Here is a 20,762-nt window from a genome sequence, read left to right as displayed (position 1 = left end):
ACGCCGCGCCCGACCAATGAAAAACCGCCATGCCCGGCAAACCCGGCATGGCGGTTTTGTTCTGCCCGACGGCGATCAGGCGTTCAGTTGAAGACGCCCGTGGACAGGTAGCGGTCGCCGCGGTCGCACACGATGAACACGATGGTGGCGTCGTTGACGCGTTCCGCCACGCGCAGGGCGGCAACCAGCGCGCCCGCCGATGAAATTCCGCCGAAGATGCCCTCTTCCGCCGCCAGCCGGCGCGCCATCTGTTCGGCCTCGGCCTGCTCGATGGATTCATAGGAGTCCACCCGGCTGCGATCGAAGATCTTGGGGAGATAGGCTTCGGGCCACTTGCGAATGCCCGGGATCGACGATCCTTCAGCGGGCTGCGCGCCCACCACCTGCACCGCCGGGTTGCGCGACTTCAGGTAGGTCGACACGCCCATGATGGTGCCGGTGGTGCCCATGGCGCTCACGAAGTGGGTAACGCGCCCTTCGGTCTGGTTCCAGATTTCCGGCCCGGTGGTTTCGATGTGGGCGCGGGGGTTGTCGGGGTTGGCGAACTGGTCCAGCACCAGACCGCGGCCGTCCGCCTGCATGGCCGACGCCAGGTCGCGGGCGTATTCCATGCCGCCCTTGTCCGCGGGCGTCAGGATCAGCTCGGCGCCGTAGGCCGTCATGGCCGCGCGGCGTTCCACCGACAGGTTGTCCGGCATGATCAGGATCATGCGGTAGCCGCGCATGGCGGCAGCCATGGCCAACGCGATGCCGGTATTGCCGCTGGTCGCCTCGATGAGGGTGTCGCCCGGCTTGATGTCGCCGCGTTCTTCCGCGCGGGCGATCATCGACAGGGCCGGACGGTCCTTCACGGAGCCGGCGGGGTTGTTGCCCTCCAGCTTGGCCAGGATGACATTGCCCCGGGCGGCGCCCGCGGCCCCGGGAATGCGCTGCAGGCGCACCAGCGGCGTATTGCCGACGGTTTGCTCGATAGTGGGATAGGTAGTAGTCATGCGGACGATGATAACCCCGCCTGGCGGCGCGCGCCGCCAAAAGCCGCGCTCCCGCCAGGGCTACCCGCGCGGCGCGCGACGCGCTCAGGGCCGGGCGCGGGCCGCGGGCTGGGACGCCGCCGGTTTCGCTTCGGATTTGGCTTCGGCCTTGCCCGCAGCCGGCTTGCCCTGCGCCGGCTTGGCCGCCGTATCGCCCTGCCCGGCCTGGGGCCCCGTCCCTGCCACCTGCAGGCCGGCCTCTTGCAGGGCCTGCGCCTTCTTCGGGCCGATGCCGCGCACGCGTTCAGCCAGGTCGTTCAAGGATTCGAACTTGCCGCCCCGTTCGCGTTCCTTGATGATGATTTCCGCCATGCGCGGGCCGATGCCCCGGACGCCTTCGAGCTGCTGGGCATTGGCCTGGTTGAGGTCCACCGCGTGCGCCTGCGGCGCGGCCAGGCCCAGGCCCGCCGTCACCAGCAGCGCGCCCAAGGCCTGCCGCAAAGGGCGCGGCCGGGCGCCGGAAGCAAGGGTGGCGCGCGCCCTGCGCCATCTGGCAAAAGGGGCCGGGTGGGCAGCGGCGGATTGAAGGAATGGATTCATGGAGGGTCTCCCAGGAGTCTGGCGCAACGGCTGTCACGCCACGCTCAGATCATGCGGGCGGCGCGCCCCGCCACGGCGGCGCAGTGAATGGAAACATCCGCCCCGGCAAACCGCCAGGCGAAAAAAAAGCCACCGCGAACGGTGGCTTTTCTTGCAGACCCGGCGCAGTGGCGCAGACTTACTTGCGGGCGCGCCAGTAACGCACGTACTCGGTGACGCCGGTCCGCACATCGCGCATCGGCGCCTGGAATCCCGCTGCGCGCAGGCGCGTGACATCGGCCTGCGTGTAGCTCTGATAGCGCCCTTTCAGGTCGTCCGGGAACGGGATGTAGCGGATCAGATCCAGTTCCACCAGTTGCGCCAGCGTCAGCTCGGCTTCGCCGCGCTCCGCGCGCAGCGCATTGACCACGCCGGCCGCCACATCGTTGAAGGGCTGCGCGCGGCCCGTGCCGCAGTTGAAAATGCCCGACTGCTCGGGGTGATCCAGGAAATGCAGGTTGACCGCGACCACGTCTTCGACGGAAATGAAGTCGCGGCTCTGGCCGCCATCCACGTAGCCGTCCCAGCCCGCGAACAGGCGCACGTGCCCATGCTCCAGGAACTGGTTCATGTTGTGGAACGCCACCGAAGCCATGCGGCCCTTGTGCTGTTCGTGCGGACCGTAGACGTTGAAGTAGCGCAGGCCCACCACCTGTGCGGTCAGGCTGTCCATGCGCTGGCGCAGGACCTGATCGAACAGCAGCTTGGAATAGCCATAGACGTTCAGCGGGCCTTCGTTGGCGGGGTCTTCCACGTAGATCGAGGAACCGCCGTAGACCGCCGCCGACGAGGCGTACAGGAACGGAATGCGGCGCTCCTGGCAGAACTCGAACAGCTCCAGCGTGACGCGGTAGTTGTTGTCGAGCATGTAGCGGCCGTTGCGCTCGGTCGTGTCCGAGCACGCGCCCTGGTGCAGCACGGCACGCACTTCCCGCAGGCTGCCGTCGAGGACGCGGCGGCGGAAGTCGTCCTTGTCCATGTAGTCCGCGATCTGGCAATCGACCAGGTTGACGAACTTGTCGCCTTCGGTCAGGTCATCGACCGCGATGATGTCCTTGATGCCGCGGCGGTTGAGCCCGCGCACCAGGTTGCTGCCTATGAAGCCCGCGGCTCCGGTAACGACGATCATGAGAGTTCTCCTGCCAATTCCGCGGCGGTGACGATGGACGTGCCAAGCTTGCCCACGGCGATGCCGCCGGCCTTGTTGGCCCAGCCCATCGCGTCGACCCACGGCAGATCGATAGCGCGCGACACGGCCAGCGTCGCCAGCACGGTGTCGCCTGCGCCGGACACGTCGAACACTTCGTGCGCCTGCGCGTCGATGTGGTCGCGTCCCGCGTCGGTAAACAAAGTCATACCCTGCTCGGAACGGGTCACGAGCAAGGCTTCCAGATCCAGGTCGGCGCGCAAGCGCTGCGCGCGATCGGTGAGTTCGGCCTCGGAACTCCAGCGGCCCACGGCCTCCTGCATTTCCGAGCGGTTGGGGGTGACGAGCGTCGCCCCGCGGTAACGGGTGTAATCGTGGCCCTTCGGGTCCACCAGCACCGGCACGCCGGCGTTGCGGGCCAGCGCGATCAGTGATTCGACCCGCGCCAGCACGCCCTTGGCATAGTCGGACAGCACGACGATGTCGTGGTTGGCCAGATGGCGCGCGAAAGCGGCATCGACGTTGTCCAGCGCGGCCTGTGCCGGATGCTGTTCGAAGTCCACGCGCAGCAGCTGCTGCTGGCGACCCAGCACGCGCATCTTCAAGGTCGTGTGCAAGGACGGATCGGCGACCAGCTCGGCCTGTATGCCGGCTTCGGCGGACAAGCGCCGGACGCTGTCGCCCGCCTCGTCTTCGCCCAGCACGCCGACCAAGGTCACATGGCCGCCCAGGGCCGCCACGTTGCGCGCGACGTTGGCCGCGCCGCCCAGGCGGTCTTCGCGGCGCGCCACGCGTACCACGGGCACCGGCGCTTCGGGCGAAATGCGTTCGACTTCGCCGAACCAGTACCGGTCCAGCATCACATCGCCCACCACGAGGACGCGGCTATGCGAAATGGCTTCGGCGGGAAATGCATTCATTCAAGTTCTTCCAAGCGGCGCGGCGCGTAGGTTTCCCAGGCGTTGCAGCCGGGACATTGCCAGTAAAAGCGACGCGCCTGAAAACCGCAACTGCGGCATGCGTAGCGGTCCAGCCGCTGCGTATGCTTGTGGATCAGGCTGCGCAACAACGTCAGGTCGGCGCCCGGCACTGGCGCCTGCTCGGCGCCGCTTTCCGGATTGGCCAGCTCGGCCTCCAGCAGACGGTCCAGCCCCAGCAGCGACGGATGGCTGCGCAAGGCATTGCGGGCAAATGCCCATGACGGCGCGGAGCCCTGCTGGGCGCGCAGTTCGCGGAACAGCACGTTGAACAGGTCCAGCGACGCGTGGCGCGCATACTGCTTCTGCAGCACGTCGAGCCCGGCCGCTTCCTGATTGGCGGCGCGGTAGTTCGCCAGGACCTGCTCGGCCACCAGGCCGGCGTACTCGGGAGCGTCGGTCATGATCGACTCCAGGTACAGGCGTTCGCGCTTCGGGTCCTGTTCGATCAGGGCCAGGCGGGCGCGCAGCATGGCGGTGCGCACCATGGCGCCTTTGCTCGACGCCGGATCGATGGTCGACAAGGCATGGTCGGCGGCATCCAGCGCCTTGTGGGCCGCGTCGATGTCGGCGGGCTTGGCCGACAGCGCGGTTTGCGCCTGTTCGCAGTAATAGTGCACGAGCTGCGGCACCGGCTCGTCGACCAGACCCTGCAGCGTCTTCACGGCTTCGATGGCGCGCGGCCAATCGTGCTCGGATTCGTAGATGCGGATCAGCGAACGCAGCGCGGGCAAGGCGTAGCGGGTGTCCTTGAGCTGCTCGAAGCCGTTTTCGGCGCGGTCCAGCATGCCAGCCTTGAGGAAATCCTGCGCCAGCTCGTGCTGCGCATGCTCGCGTTCGGCGGCGGGCAGGTCGGAACGGTTCAGGAGGCTCTGGTGCACGCGGATGGCGCGCTCCATTTCGCCCCGGCGGCGGAACAGGCTGCCCAGCGCAAAGTGCAGCTCGGTGGTTTCCGGGTCCAGCTTGGCCACTTCGACGAAGGCGTCGATGGCGCGGTCCGGCTCTTCATTGAGCAGGAAGTTCAGCCCGCGGAAATAGGAGTCGGGCAGGCTGCGGGTTTCCCGCAGCATTTGCCGGATATCGAAGCGCGCGGCCAGCCAGCCCAGCGCGAACAATACCGGCACGAAAATCAACCACCAAGGTTCAAAATCCACTATGCGGGCTCTTGCGGTAATTCAGTGCGGAAAGGGATTCAGTGCTGACGCAACGGCATCACAGCGGCGACATCGGGGCCACGGCCTCCGGCGGCACGGCGGGCGTGGTGCCGGCGACGGCGGCCTGGACACGGTCCAGCTCGCGGCGCAGGCGCATGGCTTCGCGGCGGCGGCGCATGGCGGCGGGCACGGTCAGCAACAGGCCAAACAAGGCGCCCAAGACGAACACGACCAGCATCACAACGATGAGGGGCACGTCCTGCACCACGTAATCGGCGTAGAACTTCACGGCGACCGGATCCGTGTTTTTCAACGCGAACATCAATACTGCAACAAACACGAGCAATCGCAGGGCCCAGACTAGGTAGCGCATGGCGCATGCTCCAAAGAATTCAAGACTATCAATTGTAAGCGACGGATCCCGCCTGGCGCCAAAAAACAAAGCCCCTTGATTGCTCAAGGGGCTAGGTTCTCGGTCCGATCCGCCCGAAGGCGGCCTTACTGCCGTGCCGTCAATGCATGGCGTGCAGACTCACCATCGACGGCATCGGTTCACTCGATCCAGAAGATTGAGCGTCCTCGTCATTGCCGCCGGCCAAGTCCACCCGCTCGCGCAATTCCTTGCCCGCCTTGAAGTGCGGCACCTGTTTTCCAGGCACCAGCACCTGTTCGCCGGATTTCGGATTGCGACCGATGCGGGGAGACCGCTGCGACAGCGAGAAGCTGCCAAAACCGCGGATCTCGATGCGCTGACCCGAGGCCAGGGCCTGGGTCATTGCGTCGAGCACGGTCTTGACCGCGTAATCGGTGTCGCGGGCGGCCAGCTGAGGATAGCGGGCCGCCAAGGCGGCGATCAGCTCCGACTTGGTCACGAATTAACCGTCGTTGCGCTGTTGGTCCAGCTTGGCCTTCAGCAGCGCGCCGAGGTTGGTGGTGCCGGACGAAGCGCTGGCGTCGGACATGCGCTGGATCGTTTCGGCGGTTTCGGCGTTGTCGCGGGCCTTGATCGACAGCTGGATCGAACGCGTCTTGCGGTCGATGTTGACGATCATGGCTTCGATGTTCTCGCCGGCGGTCAGAACGGTGGTGGCGTCTTCAACGCGGCCCGAGGAGATCTCGGAAGCGCGCAGGTAGCCTTCAACATCCACGGACAGCGTGACAACAGCGCCCTTGGCTTCGACCGACTTGATGGTGCCCGGAACAACGGCGCCCTTGTCGAACGTGGCAACGAAGTTGTTGAAGGGGTCGCCTTCCAGCTGCTTGATGCCCAGCGAGATGCGTTCCTTGTCGGTATCGATGCCCAGAACCACGGCTTCGATCTCGTCGCCCTTCTTGAAGTTGCGCACGGCTTCTTCGCCGGTTTCCGTCCACGACAGGTCGGACAGGTGAACCAGGCCATCGATGCCGCCGGGCAGGCCGACGAACACACCGAAGTCGGTGATCGACTTGATGGCGCCGCGGACCTTGTCACCACGCTTGAAGTTGGTGGCGAACTCTTCCCACGGGTTCTGGCGGCACTGCTTCATGCCCAGCGAGATGCGACGACGGTCTTCGTCGATTTCCAGGACCATGACTTCGACTTCTTCGCCCAGGGTCACGACCTTGCGCGGATCGACGTTCTTGTTGGTCCAGTCCATTTCGGAGACGTGCACCAGGCCTTCGATGCCGGCTTCGACTTCAACGAACGCGCCGTAGTCGGTCAGGTTGGTGACCTTGCCGAACAGGCGGGTGCCTTGCGGGTAGCGGCGAGCCAGGCCCACCCACGGATCTTCGCCCAGCTGCTTGACGCCCAGGGAGACGCGGCTCTTTTCCTGGTCGAACTTGAGCACCTTGGCTTCGACTTCCTGACCCACTTGCAGGACTTCGGAGGGGTGACGCACACGGCGCCAGGCCATGTCGGTGATGTGCAGCAGGCCGTCGATGCCGCCCAGGTCCACGAACGCGCCGTAGTCGGTGATGTTCTTGACCACGCCCTTGACCACAGCACCTTCGTGCAGGGTTTCGAGCAGCTTCTGGCGCTCTTCGCCCATGCTGGCTTCCAGCACCTGGCGACGCGACAGAACGACGTTGTTGCGCTTGCGGTCGAGCTTGATGACCTTGAATTCGAGGGTCTTGCCTTCGTACGGGGTGGTGTCCTTGACCGGACGCAGGTCCACCAGCGAACCCGGCAGGAACGCGCGGATGCCGTTGGTCATGACGGTCAGGCCGCCCTTCACCTTGCCGGTGATGGTGCCGGTAACCAATTCGCCGTTTTCCAGGGCCTTTTCCAGTTGCAGCCAGGCCGACAGGCGCTTGGCGCGGTCACGCGACAGGATGGTGTCGCCGTAGCCGTTTTCCAGGGAATCGATGGCCACCGAGACGAAATCGCCAGGTTGCACTTCGAGCTCGCCCTGGTCGTTCAGGAACTCTTCCAGGGGGATCAGCGCTTCGGACTTCAGGCCGGCGTTGACGACGACGAAGTTGTGGTCGACGCGCACTACTTCGGCGCTGATGACCTCGCCGGACTTCATGTCCTGGCTCTTGAGGCTTTGTGCGAAAAGGTCGGCGAAGCTTTCGCCGCCGGTGGCGGTAGTGGAAACGGAAGACATGGGGTTGAAATCCATTGGGCCGAAATGGCCGTTAAAAACACACCGCAGCGGATTGCCCGCCACAGTGGAGTCAAAATGCCTGCTTGCCGGTTTACCCTTGCGGGGTGTCCCGTGGGGGCTGCGCCTGGCTTGAACAGGGCCGATAAAAAAAACAGAAAACTGCGGAGGATTCGAGAGAAAAGTCCGGGACCGGTAATTCAATCCGCGGCGGCGTTCTTCCAGAAATCCAGTATTGCCTGCACCGTTTCTGCAATCGTCAAATCAGACGAATCCAGCACGTGTGCATCCGCTGCGGGAGCCAAGGGAGCGGTAGTCCGCCCCATATCGCGGGCGTCCCGCTCGCGCATATCCCGTAGGAGGTCATCAAGATTAGCAGAAATTCCCTTTTCGATCAACTGCTTACAGCGCCTCTGCGCCCGCGCGACCACATCGGCTACCAGGAACACCTTCAGGGGCGCATCGGGAAACACCACCGTACCCATGTCGCGCCCGTCCGCAACCAGGCCCGGAGCCAGCCGGAAGGCGCGCTGACGCTCGAGCAGCGCCTGGCGCACGCCCGGGAAGGCGGCCACGCGCGAGGCGAAGTTGCCGACTTCCTCGCGACGGATATCGTGGCCGACATCCACGCCCTCGAGGTAGACATGAGGCCCTTCGAAACGCACATCCAGGGTTTCGGCCACGCGCGCCACGGCGGGCTCGTCCTCGGGGGACAAGCCGCGGTTGAGCGCCGCCAGCGCGGTCAGGCGATAGAGCGCGCCGCTGTCGAGCACGGCCCAGCCCAGGGCCTTGGCGACGCGGTGGGCCACCGTGCCCTTGCCGGACGCGGTGGGGCCGTCGATGGTGATGACGGGGACAGTGGAGGAAGTTGCAGGGGAAATCGAAGTCATGGGCGATTCTTCGCTAGGCCGCTACCAGGCCCGCGTAAACATCAAAGTAACTCGGGAAGGTCTTGCTGACGCAGCCCGGGTCGAGAATACGGACGGCCGCCGGCCCGAAAGCCGCCAGCGAAAAGCACATTGCCATGCGGTGGTCGTCCCAGGTGCCGATGTGCGCATCGCGCCAGGCATCCTGGGCCGGCGGCGTCACGCGCAGCCAATCCGGCCCCGATTCCACCTGCGCGCCCAGCTTTTCCAGTTCGGTCTGCATGGCGTGGATGCGGTCGGTTTCCTTGACGCGCCAGCTGCCGATGTTGCGCAGGCGGCACGGGCCGTCGGCGTACAGCGCCAGGGCGGCCGCGGTCATGGCGGCGTCCGGGATCAGGTTGAAATCGGTGTCGAAGGCCTTCAGGCGTTCGCCCTGGGCGACGCGCGCGCCCGTCACCTCGATCCAGTCGGGACCGTAGGTCACGGTCGCGCCCATGTCGGCCAGCGTGCCGGCAAAGGCGACGTCGCCCTGGATGCTGTCCGCGCCCACGCCGGTCACGCGCAGCGGCCCGCCGCCGATCGCGCCCAGCGCCAGGAAATAGGAAGCCGTCGAGGCGTCGCCTTCGACCGCGATCTGCCCGGGGCTGCGATAGGCCGCCCCGCCGTCGATGACGAAACGGCTCCAGCCGTCGCGCCGCACCTGCACGCCGAAGCGCGCCATCAGGTTCAACGTGATCTCGATGTACGGCTTGGAGATGAGCTCGCCCAGCACTTCGATCGTGACCGGCTTGCCGCTGCGGCCGGCCTGCAGCGGCGCGGCCATCAGCAAGGCAGTCAGGAACTGGCTGGACACCGAACCCTGCACGCGCGTGACCGCGTCCGCCGCGATGTCGCCGCGGCCGATATGCAGGGGCGGATAGCCAGGCTGGCCCAGGTAATCGATGCTGGCGCCCAAGCCCTTGAGCGCGTCGACCAGGTCGCCAATGGGGCGCTCGTGCATGCGCGGCACGCCCGACAGGCGGTAATCGCCGCCCATGAGCGCCAGCGCCGCGGTCAGCGGCCGGATCGCGGTGCCGGCGTTGCCCATGAACAGGTCGGCGCTTTCCACCGGAAAGCGGCGCACGCCCTGCACCGTGACACTGCCCGCCTCCAGTTCCGACACCTGCACGCCCAGCTGGCGCAAGGCGCCGAGCATGACGCGGGTGTCGTCGGAATCCAGCAAACCGGTGATGACGGTGCTGCCCTCGGCGATGGCGGACAGCAGCAGCACGCGGTTGGAAATGCTCTTGGAACCCGGCAGGGCCATCACGCCCCGCGCTTGCCGCACGCGCGGCAGATCGAGATAAGGCAAAGCGCCCATGTCAGCTACTCCTTGCGCCAGTTGCGGCGGGCGCGGGCCGCCGTGTCCAGCAGCGTCAGCAAAGCCGCGCCATCGCCATCGGCAATGGCGCGTTCGGCACGATCCAGCACCGTGCGCACGTCGGCCAGTTCGGCCAGCATGGCGTCGCGGTTGGACAGAAAAATGTCGCGCCACATCTCGGGCGAACCCGCGGCGATGCGCGTGAAGTCGCGAAAACCGCTGCCCGCCAGCGCCAGGCGCGTGGAAGCATCGGTGGCCTCGGCCACTTGCTCCATGTAGACCGCCGATAGCAGATGCGGCAAATGGCTGACCGAAGCCAACACGCGATCATGGGCGTCGGCGTCCATGTCGATCACGTCCGCCCCGCAAGCCTGCCATGCCCGGCGCACCAGCTCCAGCGAGGCCGCGCCATTCTCGGCCAGCGGCGTCAGGATGACGGTGCGCTTGCGGTACAGGTCGGCATCGGCCGCCTCCGGTCCGGTGCGCTCTGCGCCGGCGATGGGATGGCCAGGCACGAACTGCGCGATCCGGTCGCCCAGGGCGGCGCGTGCGGCCTCGACCACTTCGGCCTTGGTACTGCCCCCATCCGTCAGCACGGTATCGGGGCGCAGATGCGCACGCATGCGCGACAGCACGTCGCCCAGCCCGCCCACGGGCGTCGCCAGCAGGATCAGATCGGCGCGCGCCGCGGCATCCTCTGCGGAAGCGGCTTCGTCGATCAGCCCTAGTTCAACGGCGCGGGCCAGCGATTGCGCGTTGCGCCCTACCCCAAGCACCCGGCCCACCTGCCCCGCCCGGCGCAAGGCCGCGGCGAAGGATCCGCCGATCAGGCCCACGCCTACTACGGCCAATACAGGAATCAGGGGGCCAGCGGCCCCCTGATCGGATTTCGGTGACGCGTCGTTCATGCGGACAGGATGGCGCTCAAGGCTTCGATGAACCGCTCGTTTTCCTGCGGCAGTCCGATGGACACCCGCAGCCACTCCGGCAAGCCGTCGCCGGCAACCGGGCGCACGATCACGCCGCGCTTGAGCAGCTCCAGGTTGATGCGCGGGGCGTCGCCCACATGCACCAGCACGAAGTTGCCGTAGCTGGGCACGTAGCGCAGCTTCAGGCGCTCGAACGCGGCGCACAACTGCGCCTTGCCCGCCTTGTTGGAGGCATAGGCCTCTTCCAGGTAGGCCGCGTCGCGCAACGCGGCGATGGCCGCGGCCTGCGCCAGCGTATTGACGTTGAACGGCTGGCGCACGCGATTCAGCAGATCCGTCAGGGCCGGTTGCGCCACCGCGAAGCCCACGCGCAGCCCCGCCAGGCCGTAGGCCTTGGAGAAGGTGCGCGACACGATCAGGTTGGGATAGCGGCGCACCAGCGCGGTGCTGTCGAAGCGGAACTCGGGATCGAGGTACTCGTTGTAGGCCTCGTCCAGGACCACCGTCACGCGATCGCCGTGGGCGGCGTGCACGCGTTCCAGGAAGGCCGCGACCTGGTCGCCCGGCACGAAGGTGCCGGTGGGGTTGTTCGGGTTGGCGATGAACAGCAGCCGCGTATCGTCGGCGATGGCATCGAACATCGCATCCAGGTCATGCCCGTAGTCCTTGGCCGGCACCACGATGTGGCGGGCGCCGCGCGCCTGGGTGGCCAGGCGGTAGACCGCGAACGAGTGCTGCGCATAGACCGCCGAAACGCCCGGTTCCAGCAGCGCCAGCGCCGCGATTTCCAGGATGTCGTTGGAGCCGTTGCCCAGCGTGACCCAGCTCATCGGCACGCCGTAGCGTTCAGCCAGCGCCGACTTCAGGTCGAAGCCGTTGGGATCGGGATAGCGCGCCAACGACTCGGCCGCGGCCAGCATCGCCTCGCGCGCCGACTTGGGCATGCCCAGCGGGTTTTCATTGGACGCCAGTTTGACGATCCCGGCCGGGTCCAGCCCGAATTCGCGGGCCAGTTCTTCGATGGGCTTGCCGGCCTGGTAAGGCGCGATGGCGCTGACGTGCGCCGGAGCAACGAGGGGCTTGGATGCGGTGGTCATGTCGGAAGGGCTCACGGCGCCGGGTAGGAACCCAGCACTTTCAGGTAGGCAACCTGCGCCTGCAAGGCGGCCAGGGCGCGTTCGACGTTCGGGTCATTGCGGTGACCCAGGACGTCCACATAGAAATAGTATTCCCACTGGCCGGTGCGGGCCGGCCGCGACTCGAAGCGCGTCATGGACACGCCATTGGCCGCCAGCGGCGCCAGCATTTCGTAGACGGCGCCAGCGCGGTTCGGCACGGCCAGGATCAGGCTGGTCTTGTCCTTGCCGCTGACCAGCGGCTCGATGTTGCCGATCGCCAGGAAGCGCGTGCGGTTATGCGGGTCGTCCTGAATGCCCGCGGCCACGATCTGCAGGTTCCAGGCGGGCGCCGCCACTTCACCGGCGATCGCCGCGATGCTCGGGTCGCCCGCGGCAGCGCGCGCGGCCTCGGAATTGCTGGACGCGGCCACGCGGGCCACATCGGGATAGTTGCGCGTGAGCCAGCCCTGGCACTGGGCCAGCGCCTGCGGATGCGCGGAAATCGTCTTGATGCCGTCCATGCTGCCGGACTGCGACATCAGGCAATGGCGAATGACCAGCGAACGCTCGCCCAGGATCTTCAGCGGCGTGTTCAGCAGCAGGTCCAGGCTGCGGTTGACCGCGCCTTCGGTGGAGTTTTCGACCGGAACCATGCCGACGTCGGCCTGCCCCGCCTCGACGGCGCGGAAGACTTCGTCAAACGAAGCGCAAGGCAGCTTCTGCACGGCGTGGCCGAAATGCTCCTGCGCCGCCTGTTCCGAGAACGAGCCCTGCGGCCCCAGGAAGGCGACGGTCATGCCGCGCTCCAAGCCGCGGCAGGCCGAGATGATTTCGGTCCAGACCGCGGCCACGCCAGCGTTCGGGAACGGGCCGGGATTGGTCTGCTGCAGGCGGCGGATGACCTCGGCTTCGCGCTCGGGGCGCAGCACGGGGCCATCGGCATTCGCGGCGTGCTTGGCCTCGCCCACTTCCAGGGCGGCGCTTGCGCGCTGCGTCAGGAGGTCGAGGATCTGGGCGTCCAACGCGTCGATGCGCTGACGCAAGGGGAGCAGCTTGCGCTGCAGATCGTCATCCATAGCGACGCTCGAATTCCTTGAGGTACTCGACCAGCGCCGTGACCCCAGCCAGCGGCACCGCGTTGTAGATCGAGGCGCGCATGCCGCCCACGCTCTTGTGGCCCTTGAGCTGCGTCAGGCCGGCCGCGTCCGCGCCTTGCAGGAAGGCGTCGTTGAGCGATTCGTCGCGCAGCACGAACGGCACGTTCATGCGCGAGCGCACCGGTGCGTGGATGGGATTGCGGTAGAAGCTGGTGCTGTCCAGATAGCCGTACAGCAGATCGGCCTTGGCCTTGTTCGCGGCTTCCATGCCGGCCACGCCGCCATTGGCCTTGACCCACTTGAAGACCAGGCCGGCGACGTAGATGGCGAAGGTGGGCGGCGTGTTGTAGCGCGAATGCTCCGCGGCCACGTTGGCGTAATCGAACGCGGACGGGCAGATCGGCAAGGCGTGGCCGATCAGGTCGCGGCGCGCGATGACCATGGTCACGCCCGCCGGGCCGGCATTCTTTTGCGCGCCGGCGTACATCATGCCGCAGCGCGTCACGTCCATCGGACGCGACAGGAAATGCGAGGACGCGTCGACGACCAGCGGCACGTCGGGCGCGCCCAGCGCGGCGGTGTCGGGCCAGTCCATGAACTCGACGCCGCCGATGGTTTCATTGCTGCACAGGTGCAGATAGGCCGAATCCTGGCGCACTTGCCAGGTATCGACCGGCGGCACCCAGGTCAGCGGCGCCTGCTCGCGGCCATCCAGCTGGATGGCCTGCTCGCTGCTTGCCGCCACATGGGTGCTGCCGTAGCGGCCGGCTTCCTTGTACGAACGCTTGGACCAATGGCCCGTCACGACGAAGTCGGCCGCCGGCGTACCGCGGCGTCCCATGAGATTCATGGGAACGATGGCGTTTTCCCCGGAACCGCCGCCCTGCATGAACATGACGGCGTAGTCCGCCGGCAGTCCGAGCAGGTCGCGCAGATCGGACTCTGCTTCATCGCAGATCTGCACGAAATGCTTGCCGCGATGGCTCATTTCCATCACGGACATGCCGCTGCCGTGCCAGTCCAGCATTTCCGCAGCGGCTTGCTGCAGCACCACCTCGGGCAAGGCCGAGGGGCCTGCCGAGAAGTTCCAGGGGCGGGCCATTATTGCTCCGTAGGTTCCGTCGAATCCGTCGAGTCCGCAGCGCCGTTGTCGTCGCCGCCGTCCGCGTCCTGGCCGTCTTCGCCCAGGTCGCCGTCATCGTCCGCATCGCTTTCCACGACGCGGCGCACGCCGGACAGAGAGCTGCCGTCGTCGACGTTGATGAGCGTGACGCCTTGCGTGGCACGGCCCATTTCGCGGATTTCAGAGACGCGGGTGCGCACCAGCACGCCGCCGGTCGTGATCAGCATGATCTCGTCCGAAGGCATGACCAGCACCGCGCCCACGACCTTGCCGTTGCGCGAGCTGGTCTGGATGGCGATCATGCCCTTGGTGCCGCGGCCGTGACGCGTGTACTCGGTGATCGGGGTGCGCTTGCCGTAGCCGTTTTCGGTGGCGGTCAGCACGCTTTGCGTTTCGTCGCCAGCCACCAGCAGCGCGATGACGGTCTGGGTGTCTTCCAGCATCATGCCGCGCACGCCACGGGCGTTGCGGCCCATCGGACGCACGTCGTTCTCGTCGAAGCGCACGGCCTTGCCGGCGTCCGAGAACAGCATGACGTCATGCTGGCCGTCGGTCAGGTCGGCGCCGATCAGGTAGTCGCCGTCGTCCAGGTCCACGGCGATGATGCCGGCCTTGCGCGGGTTGGAGAAGTCGGACAGCGGGGTCTTCTTGACCGTGCCGCGCGAGGTCGCCATGAAGACGTAGTGGTCTTCGCTGAATTCCTTGACGGGCAGCACCACGGTGATCTTCTCGCCTTCGGCCAACGGGAACATGTTGACGATGGGCTTGCCGCGCGAGTTGCGCGTGCCTTGCGGCACTTCCCAGACCTTCAGCCAGTACACGCGGCCGCGGTTGGAGAAGCACAGCAGGAAGTCGTGCGTGTTGGCGATGAACAACTGGTCGATCCAGTCGTTTTCCTTCATGGCCGTGGCCTGCTTGCCGCGTCCGCCGCGCTTTTGCGAACGGTACTCGGACAGCGGCTGGCTCTTGATGTAGCCGCCGTGCGACAGGGTCACGACCATGTCGGTCGGCGTGATCAGGTCTTCGGTGTCGAGCTCGGTGGCGTTGAGTTCGATTTCCGAGCGGCGCGTATCCTTCGCGCCGGTCGAGAACTCCGCCTTGATGGCCTGCAGCTCTTCGCCAATGATCGTGGTGATGCGCTCAGGACGCGCCAGGATATCCAGCAGGTCGGCGATGGTGGACATGATGTCCTTGTATTCGCCGACGATCTTGTCCTGCTCCAGCCCGGTCAAGCGTTGCAGGCGCATGTTCAGGATTTCCTGGGCCTGCGTGTCGCTCAGGCGGTACAGGCCGTCGCCCTGGAGACCGAACTCGGCGCCCAGGTCGTCCGGACGGAAGGCCGCGCGGCCTCCCGGCGTGTCGCCGTCGGCGCGCGACAGCATTTCGCGCACCAGCGACGAATCCCACGACTTCGCCATCAGTTCCTGGCGCGCGACCGGCGGGGTCGGAGCTGCCTTGATGATGGCGATGAAATCGTCGATGTTGGCAAGCGCGACGGCCAGGCCTTCCAGCACGTGGCCGCGTTCGCGGGCCTTGCGCAGCTGGAACACCGTGCGGCGCGTGACCACTTCGCGGCGATGCTGCAGGAAGTAGTCGATCATCTGTTTCAGGTTGAGCAGGCGGGGCTGGCCATCGACCAGCGCCACCAGGTTCATCCCGAAGGTATCTTGCAGCTGCGTGTTCTTGTAGAGGTTGTTCAGGACAACCTCGGGAACCTCGCCGCGCTTGAGCTCGATGACCAGGCGCATCCCGTCCTTGTCGGACTCGTCGCGGATGTCCGAGATGCCTTCGATCTTCTTGTCGTTGACGAGCTCGGCGATGCGTTCCTGCAGCGTCTTCTTGTTGACCTGGTAGGGGATCGCGTCGACCACGATGGCCTGGCGGTTGCCCTTCTCCATGTCCTCGAAGTGGGTCTTGGCGCGCATGATGACGCGGCCGCGACCGGTGCGATAGCCTTCGCGCACGCCGGACATGCCGTAGATGATGCCGCCAGTGGGGAAATCGGGGGCCGGAATGAGCTCCATGAGCTCATCGACCGAGCAGCCCGGATTGCGCAGGCAGTACAGGCAGCCGTCGACCACTTCCTGGAGGTTGTGGGGCGGAATGTTGGTGGCCATGCCCACCGCGATGCCCGAGCTGCCGTTGACCAGCAGGTTGGGCAGGCGCGACGGCAACAGCAGCGGTTCTTGTTCGCTGCCGTCGTAATTGGGGCCGAAGTCCACCGTTTCCTGGTCGATGTCGGCCAGCAATTCGTGGGCGATCTTGGCCAGGCGAATTTCGGTGTAACGCATCGCCGCGGCGTTGTCGCCGTCGATCGAGCCGAAGTTGCCCTGGCCGTCGACCAGCATGTAGCGCATGGAGAAATCCTGCGCCATGCGGACGATGGTGTCGTAGACGGACTGGTCGCCGTGGGGGTGGTATTTACCGATGACGTCCCCGACGATACGCGCCGACTTCTTATAGGCGCGGTTCCAGTCGTTGTTCAGTTCGTGCATCGCGTAGAGCACGCGCCGGTGGACAGGCTTGAGGCCGTCCCGCACATCCGGTAGCGCCCGCCCGACGATCACGCTCATCGCGTAATCGAGGTAACTGCGGCGCATCTCTTCTTCCAGCGATACCGGAAGCGTCTCCTTGGCAAAGGAATCCATATATATAACGACAGAATCGTGTAAGGAGGAACCCGGGCCGGGTAAACAGGAAATTCTATCATCCGATTCCCGCGGCGGTCAGAAGGCGCTCCCCAAGCGGCGCCTCGACCGGCCGGACGGGAAGATATGGGGCGGCGACCAACCGCGCGTCCGCCCGCGTCCCGCGGCCCTGTTGTCAAAAACCAACATGGAAAACCGAAGGAGCGCCGAAAACGTCATATCCAGCGCCAATGCGCCTCTCCAGGGAAGCCAAAGCCCCCCAAATGCCTTAAGATTGTTTCCAGCACGCAGGAAACCCAGTAGCTATTCCTTTGAACCAGCTCTTGGCGTTGCTATACTGGCCCCGTTTTCCTGATATGCGGCGGGGGTTCGCTGCGAGTCACTTATCCAGCTTCAAGCTCAACGAGGAGAAACATGAACAAACCCTCCAAATTCGCTCTGGCGCTCGCCTTCGCCGCCGTCACGGCCTCTGGTGTAGCTTCCGCGCAAACCGTGGACAACTGGCGCAACCCGTTCGGTGACGTTTGGAAGAACGGCACGAACGAACTGTGCTGGCGCGATGCATTCTGGACCCCGGCCACCGGTATCCCCGGTTGCGACGGCGTGCCGGTTGCACAACAGAAGGCGAAGCCGGCCCCGATGGCGGCCAAGGTCGTGTTCAATGCTGACACGTTCTTCGACTTCGACAAGTCGACGCTGAAGCCCGAAGGCCGTCAGCTGCTGGACCAAGTCGCCCAGCAAGCTCGCGGTATCGACCTCGAAACCATCATTGCTGTGGGCCACACCGACTCGATCGGTACCGAAGCCTACAACCAGAAGCTGTCCGAGCGCCGCGCCGCTTCGGTCAAGACCTACCTGGTCAGCAAGGGTATCGACCCGAACCGTATCTACACGGAAGGCAAGGGTGAGCTGAACCCGATCGCTTCCAACAAGACGAAGGAAGGCCGCGCCCAAAACCGTCGCGTTGAGATCGAAATCGTGGGTAGCCGCAAGTAATTGCTGGACTAGCTACAATAAGGGGGCCTCGCATAGCGAGGCCCTTTTTTTCGCCAGCCACGCACCAAAGCGGTGCAGGGCTGCGCCGCCCCTCCCTCGCCCGGCGCGATGGACCCCTCTATATATAGAGTCATAGAGTCGCCTTACGCTGAACCTGCCCATGACTACGCAAACCCACGATACCGCCCGCCCCATCAACGCCGACCAGGCCGAAATCGACAAGTTCGGCGCCCTGGCCAGCCGCTGGTGGGATCCCGAAAGCGAGTTCAAGCCCCTGCATGCCATCAACCCGCTGCGGCTGGAATGGATCCAGGAATGCGCAGGCAGCCTGGCGGGCAAGAAGGTGCTGGACGTGGGCTGCGGCGGCGGCATCCTGTCCGAAGCCATGGCGCGCAGCGGCGCCGAGGTGACCGGCATCGACCTGGCCGACAAGTCCCTGAAGGTGGCTCGCCTGCATGGCCTTGAATCGGGCGTGAAGGTGGAGTACCGCAAGGTTCCGGTGGAGGAACTCGCAGCGGAACAACCCGGCCAGTACGACGTGGTGACCTGCATGGAAATGCTGGAACACGTGCCGGATCCGGCGTCCATCGTGCGCGCCTGCTCGACCCTGGTGAAACCGGGCGGCTGGGTGTTCTTCTCGACGCTGAACCGCAATCCCAAGTCCTTCCTGTTCGCCATCGTGGGCGCGGAATATGTCCTGCGCCTGCTGCCGCGCGGCACGCACAGCTATGACCAGTTCATCAAGCCCAGCGAGCTGTCGGCAGCCGCGCGCGGCGCCAACCTGGAACCGGTCAGCATGCGCGGCATGGAATACAACCCGATCACCCAGATCTACACCCTGTCGTCCGACACCTCGGTCAATTACCTGATGGCTACCCGCAAATGAGCGCCCTGATCCTGTTTGACTTCGACGGCACGCTGGCCGACACCGCCCCCGACCTGGCCGCCGCAGCCAACCGCCAGCGCACCCGCAAGGGACTGGAACCTATGCCGTACGAGGCCCTGCGCCCGGTCGCATCCCAGGGCGCCCGCGGCCTGCTGCGCGTGGCGCTGGACCTGAAGCCGGGCGACGCCGACTACGAGCCCACCCGGCTGCAGTTCCTGGAAGACTACGCCGCCGGCTCCACCGTCCACAGCAAGCTGTTTCCCGGCATCGAAGCGCTGCTGGCGGACATCCGCAACCGCGGACTGTCCTGGGGCATCGTGACCAACAAGGTCACCTATCTGACCCTGCCCATCGTCGAATACCTGGACCTGACGCGCGACAGTGCCGTCCTGGTCTGCGGCGACACCACGGCCCACGCCAAGCCGCACCCGCTGCCGTTGCAGCACGCCGCGCGCGAAGCCGGCTTCGCCGTAGACCGTTGCGTCTATGTCGGCGACGATCTGCGCGACATCCAGGCCGCGCACGCGGCGGGCATGCCGGCGGTCGCGGCCGCTTACGGCTACGTCGGCGAAGACGACAACATCACGGCCTGGGAAGCGGAAACCTGCGCCAATTCCCCCGCGGAACTCTGGTCCGCCATCCAGCCGCTGCTGCCCAGCGACCTGCGGTAAGCCTGCCTGACCGGGCCGCCACGCGGCCCGGCTCCTGTCTTGCTGTTGTTCGCGAAAATTAGTTGAGTTTCCCGAACAATATTTCCGAAACCAGGGCCTTTATCCTGAAACCAAAGTCACTTAAAGTGTGGCTTATGCAAGGCATGCGGGTGCTTCCCGATTGCCTTTTCCGGCTGATGCCGGAGGTTGCGGACACCGCCGTCCGCCACTGATCCCTGCCACGGCGCCCTTCGGCCCCGTTGCTCTGCCCGGCATTCAGGCCGGCGCACACCTGACCTTTTTTAGACCGCCCACAACGCCCCCCGCGCGCCGCCTTGCCGCGTCGCGCCAGAGGAATGCCTATGCTATTGCCCATCCTGTTACTTTCCGCCGCCGGCTTCACCATCCTGACGACAGAGTTCCTGATCATCGGGCTGCTGCCCGGCCTGGCCCGCGACCTGAACGTCACCGTGTCCCAGGCCGGCCTGCTGGTATCGCTGTTCGCCTTCACGGTGGCGGCGACCGGTCCGCTGCTCACGGCGCTCATGGCCAACATCGAGCGCAAGCGCCTGTTCATTGGCGTGCTGGCGCTGTTCGGCCTGTCCAACGCCCTGGCGGCCGTCGCGCCGAACATCTGGGTCATGGCCGTGGCGCGCCTCGTCCCTGCCCTGGCTCTGCCGGTGTTCTGGTCGCTGGCCAGCGCCACGGCCGTGGAACTGGTCGGCCCGGCGCGCGCCGGCCGCGCCATCTCCATGGTTGCCTTCGGCATCGTCGCGGCCACGATATTCGGCATCCCCATCGGCGTGCTGATTTCCGACGCCTTCGGCTGGCGCGCCGCCTTTGGCGTGCTGTCGGCGGTGGCGTTCGCCAAGGCCCTGCTCTTGCTGTTCGCCTTCCCCAGCACCCGCATCCGCGCCGACAGCGTCAAGCTCATCACGCAGCTGCGCATCCTGCGCAACCCGATCGTGGTCGGCCATGTGCTGCTGTCGCTGCTGGTCTTCACCGGCATGTTCACGGCCTACACCTACCTGGCGGACATGCTGGAGCGGCTGGCCGGTTTCAACGGCCAGATCGTCGGTTGGACGATGATGGCGTTCGGCGCCGTCGGTTTGATCGGCAACACCCTGGGCGGCCGCATGGTGGACCGCAGCCCCCTGGGCGCGACCGCCTTGTTCTCGGCGCTGATGGCGGCAGGTTTGGCCGTGATCGCCCCCGTGATGCAGTCGCACGGACTGCTGGCCGTGGCGCTGGGCGTCTGGGGCATTGCGCAAGCCGCGCTCTTCATCGTCTGCCACGTGCGGCTGATGAAGTCCGCGCCGGAAGCGCCGGCCTTTGCCGCGTCCCTGAATATCTCGGGCGCCAACACCGGCATCGGCCTGGGCGCCGTGGTCGGCGGGTACGTCATCGACAACTACGGACTGGCCTCGCTGGGCTGGGCCGCGGCCGTCATCGTCGGCATCTCCGTGGTCCTGGCCTTCGCGCTGATGGCGGCTTCGCGCCCACGCCGGGAACCCAAGGCGGCCTGCGCCAACGCCGCCTGACGGCGCGCCTGTATCGTCTGCGCCACGCCCGGGCATGGCGGTGCAGACGATGCAGCAAGCTATGGCGTTTCCCAG

At 66.0% G+C, this 20,762-nt stretch carries 19 protein-coding genes; 4 read left to right on the top strand and 15 right to left on the bottom strand.

The features are described 5' to 3' along the window. Positions 1-83: 83 nt before the first annotated feature. The 15 genes from cysM to gyrA all read right to left on the bottom strand — a co-directional run bounded on the left by cysM (position 84) and on the right by gyrA (position 16,614). Entirely contained in the window at positions 84-992 is a 909-nt protein-coding gene (gene cysM, locus HV793_RS23100; RefSeq protein ID WP_175213990.1) for a cysteine synthase CysM, read from the bottom strand. Between the two features lie 84 nt (positions 993-1,076). Then, positions 1,077-1,571, bottom strand: a complete 495-nt coding sequence (locus HV793_RS23095) for a ComEA family DNA-binding protein (protein ID WP_054450906.1) — start codon at positions 1,569-1,571, stop codon at positions 1,077-1,079. 178 nt (positions 1,572-1,749) lie between these two features. Next, a complete protein-coding gene (gene rfaD / locus HV793_RS23090; RefSeq protein ID WP_054450903.1) occupies positions 1,750-2,739 on the bottom strand; it encodes an ADP-glyceromanno-heptose 6-epimerase in 990 nt (329 codons plus the stop codon). Beyond that, complete coding sequence (rfaE1, locus tag HV793_RS23085) at positions 2,736-3,677, bottom strand: D-glycero-beta-D-manno-heptose-7-phosphate kinase (protein ID WP_054450899.1); 942 nt, start codon at positions 3,675-3,677, stop codon at positions 2,736-2,738. The genes rfaD and rfaE1 overlap by 4 nt, the downstream gene beginning before the upstream one ends. Further along, positions 3,674-4,888 carry a lipopolysaccharide assembly protein LapB gene (lapB, locus tag HV793_RS23080; RefSeq protein ID WP_054450896.1) on the bottom strand — a complete coding sequence of 405 codons (1,215 nt, stop codon included), beginning with the start codon at positions 4,886-4,888 and terminating at the stop codon, positions 3,674-3,676. Before lapB ends, rfaE1 begins: the two co-directional genes overlap by 4 nt. Before the next feature lie 58 nt (positions 4,889-4,946). Further along, positions 4,947-5,261, bottom strand: a complete 315-nt coding sequence (locus HV793_RS23075; protein ID WP_013392395.1) for a LapA family protein — start codon at positions 5,259-5,261, stop codon at positions 4,947-4,949. 139 nt (positions 5,262-5,400) lie between these two features. Next, positions 5,401-5,760 carry an integration host factor subunit beta gene (locus HV793_RS23070; RefSeq protein WP_013392394.1) on the bottom strand — a complete coding sequence of 120 codons (360 nt, stop codon included), beginning with the start codon at positions 5,758-5,760 and terminating at the stop codon, positions 5,401-5,403. A 3-nt stretch (positions 5,761-5,763) separates the two neighbouring features. Further along, positions 5,764-7,476, bottom strand: a complete 1,713-nt coding sequence (gene rpsA / locus HV793_RS23065) for a 30S ribosomal protein S1 (protein WP_026382780.1) — start codon at positions 7,474-7,476, stop codon at positions 5,764-5,766. A gap of 197 nt (positions 7,477-7,673) precedes the next feature. Then, a complete protein-coding gene (cmk, locus tag HV793_RS23060) occupies positions 7,674-8,363 on the bottom strand; it encodes a (d)CMP kinase (protein WP_054450894.1) in 690 nt (229 codons plus the stop codon). A 13-nt stretch (positions 8,364-8,376) separates the two neighbouring features. After that, entirely contained in the window at positions 8,377-9,699 is a 1,323-nt protein-coding gene (gene aroA, locus HV793_RS23055; RefSeq protein ID WP_175213989.1) for a 3-phosphoshikimate 1-carboxyvinyltransferase, read from the bottom strand. Positions 9,700-9,704: 5 nt separating this feature from the next. Continuing rightward, positions 9,705-10,607, bottom strand: a complete 903-nt coding sequence (locus HV793_RS23050) for a prephenate dehydrogenase (RefSeq protein ID WP_054450889.1) — start codon at positions 10,605-10,607, stop codon at positions 9,705-9,707. After that, entirely contained in the window at positions 10,604-11,725 is a 1,122-nt protein-coding gene (gene hisC / locus HV793_RS23045) for a histidinol-phosphate transaminase (protein ID WP_054451323.1), read from the bottom strand. The genes HV793_RS23050 and hisC overlap by 4 nt, the downstream gene beginning before the upstream one ends. Positions 11,726-11,736: 11 nt before the next feature. Beyond that, positions 11,737-12,822 (bottom strand): prephenate dehydratase, encoded by a 1,086-nt coding sequence (pheA, locus tag HV793_RS23040; RefSeq protein ID WP_054450886.1) that lies wholly within the window; start codon positions 12,820-12,822, stop codon positions 11,737-11,739. After that, complete coding sequence (gene serC / locus HV793_RS23035) at positions 12,815-13,945, bottom strand: 3-phosphoserine/phosphohydroxythreonine transaminase (RefSeq protein ID WP_054450883.1); 1,131 nt, start codon at positions 13,943-13,945, stop codon at positions 12,815-12,817. Before serC ends, pheA begins: the two co-directional genes overlap by 8 nt. After that, positions 13,945-16,614, bottom strand: a complete 2,670-nt coding sequence (gene gyrA / locus HV793_RS23030) for a DNA gyrase subunit A (protein ID WP_054450882.1) — start codon at positions 16,612-16,614, stop codon at positions 13,945-13,947. Before gyrA ends, serC begins: the two co-directional genes overlap by 1 nt. Before the next feature lie 414 nt (positions 16,615-17,028). On the opposite strand from gyrA, the gene ompA reads away from it, so the two are divergent. The 4 genes from ompA (at position 17,029) to HV793_RS23010 (ending at position 20,687) form a co-directional block, all read left to right on the top strand. Next, positions 17,029-17,610, top strand: a complete 582-nt coding sequence (gene ompA / locus HV793_RS23025) for an outer membrane protein OmpA (protein WP_013392385.1) — start codon at positions 17,029-17,031, stop codon at positions 17,608-17,610. Positions 17,611-17,770: 160 nt separating this feature from the next. After that, positions 17,771-18,496, top strand: coding sequence for a bifunctional 2-polyprenyl-6-hydroxyphenol methylase/3-demethylubiquinol 3-O-methyltransferase UbiG (gene ubiG, locus HV793_RS23020; RefSeq protein WP_054450880.1), 726 nt, complete (start codon positions 17,771-17,773; stop codon positions 18,494-18,496). Continuing rightward, positions 18,493-19,167 carry an HAD-IA family hydrolase gene (locus tag HV793_RS23015; RefSeq protein WP_054450877.1) on the top strand — a complete coding sequence of 225 codons (675 nt, stop codon included), beginning with the start codon at positions 18,493-18,495 and terminating at the stop codon, positions 19,165-19,167. Before ubiG ends, HV793_RS23015 begins: the two co-directional genes overlap by 4 nt. A 341-nt stretch (positions 19,168-19,508) precedes the next feature. After that, a complete protein-coding gene (locus HV793_RS23010) occupies positions 19,509-20,687 on the top strand; it encodes an MFS transporter (protein ID WP_175213988.1) in 1,179 nt (392 codons plus the stop codon). The last annotated feature ends 75 nt before the right edge of the window (positions 20,688-20,762 follow it).

This window comes from Achromobacter aegrifaciens, assembly GCF_902859965.1.
Taxonomy (GTDB): Bacteria; Pseudomonadota; Gammaproteobacteria; order Burkholderiales; family Burkholderiaceae_B; genus Achromobacter; species Achromobacter aegrifaciens.
This window is presented reverse-complemented; position numbering and strand designations above follow the sequence as displayed.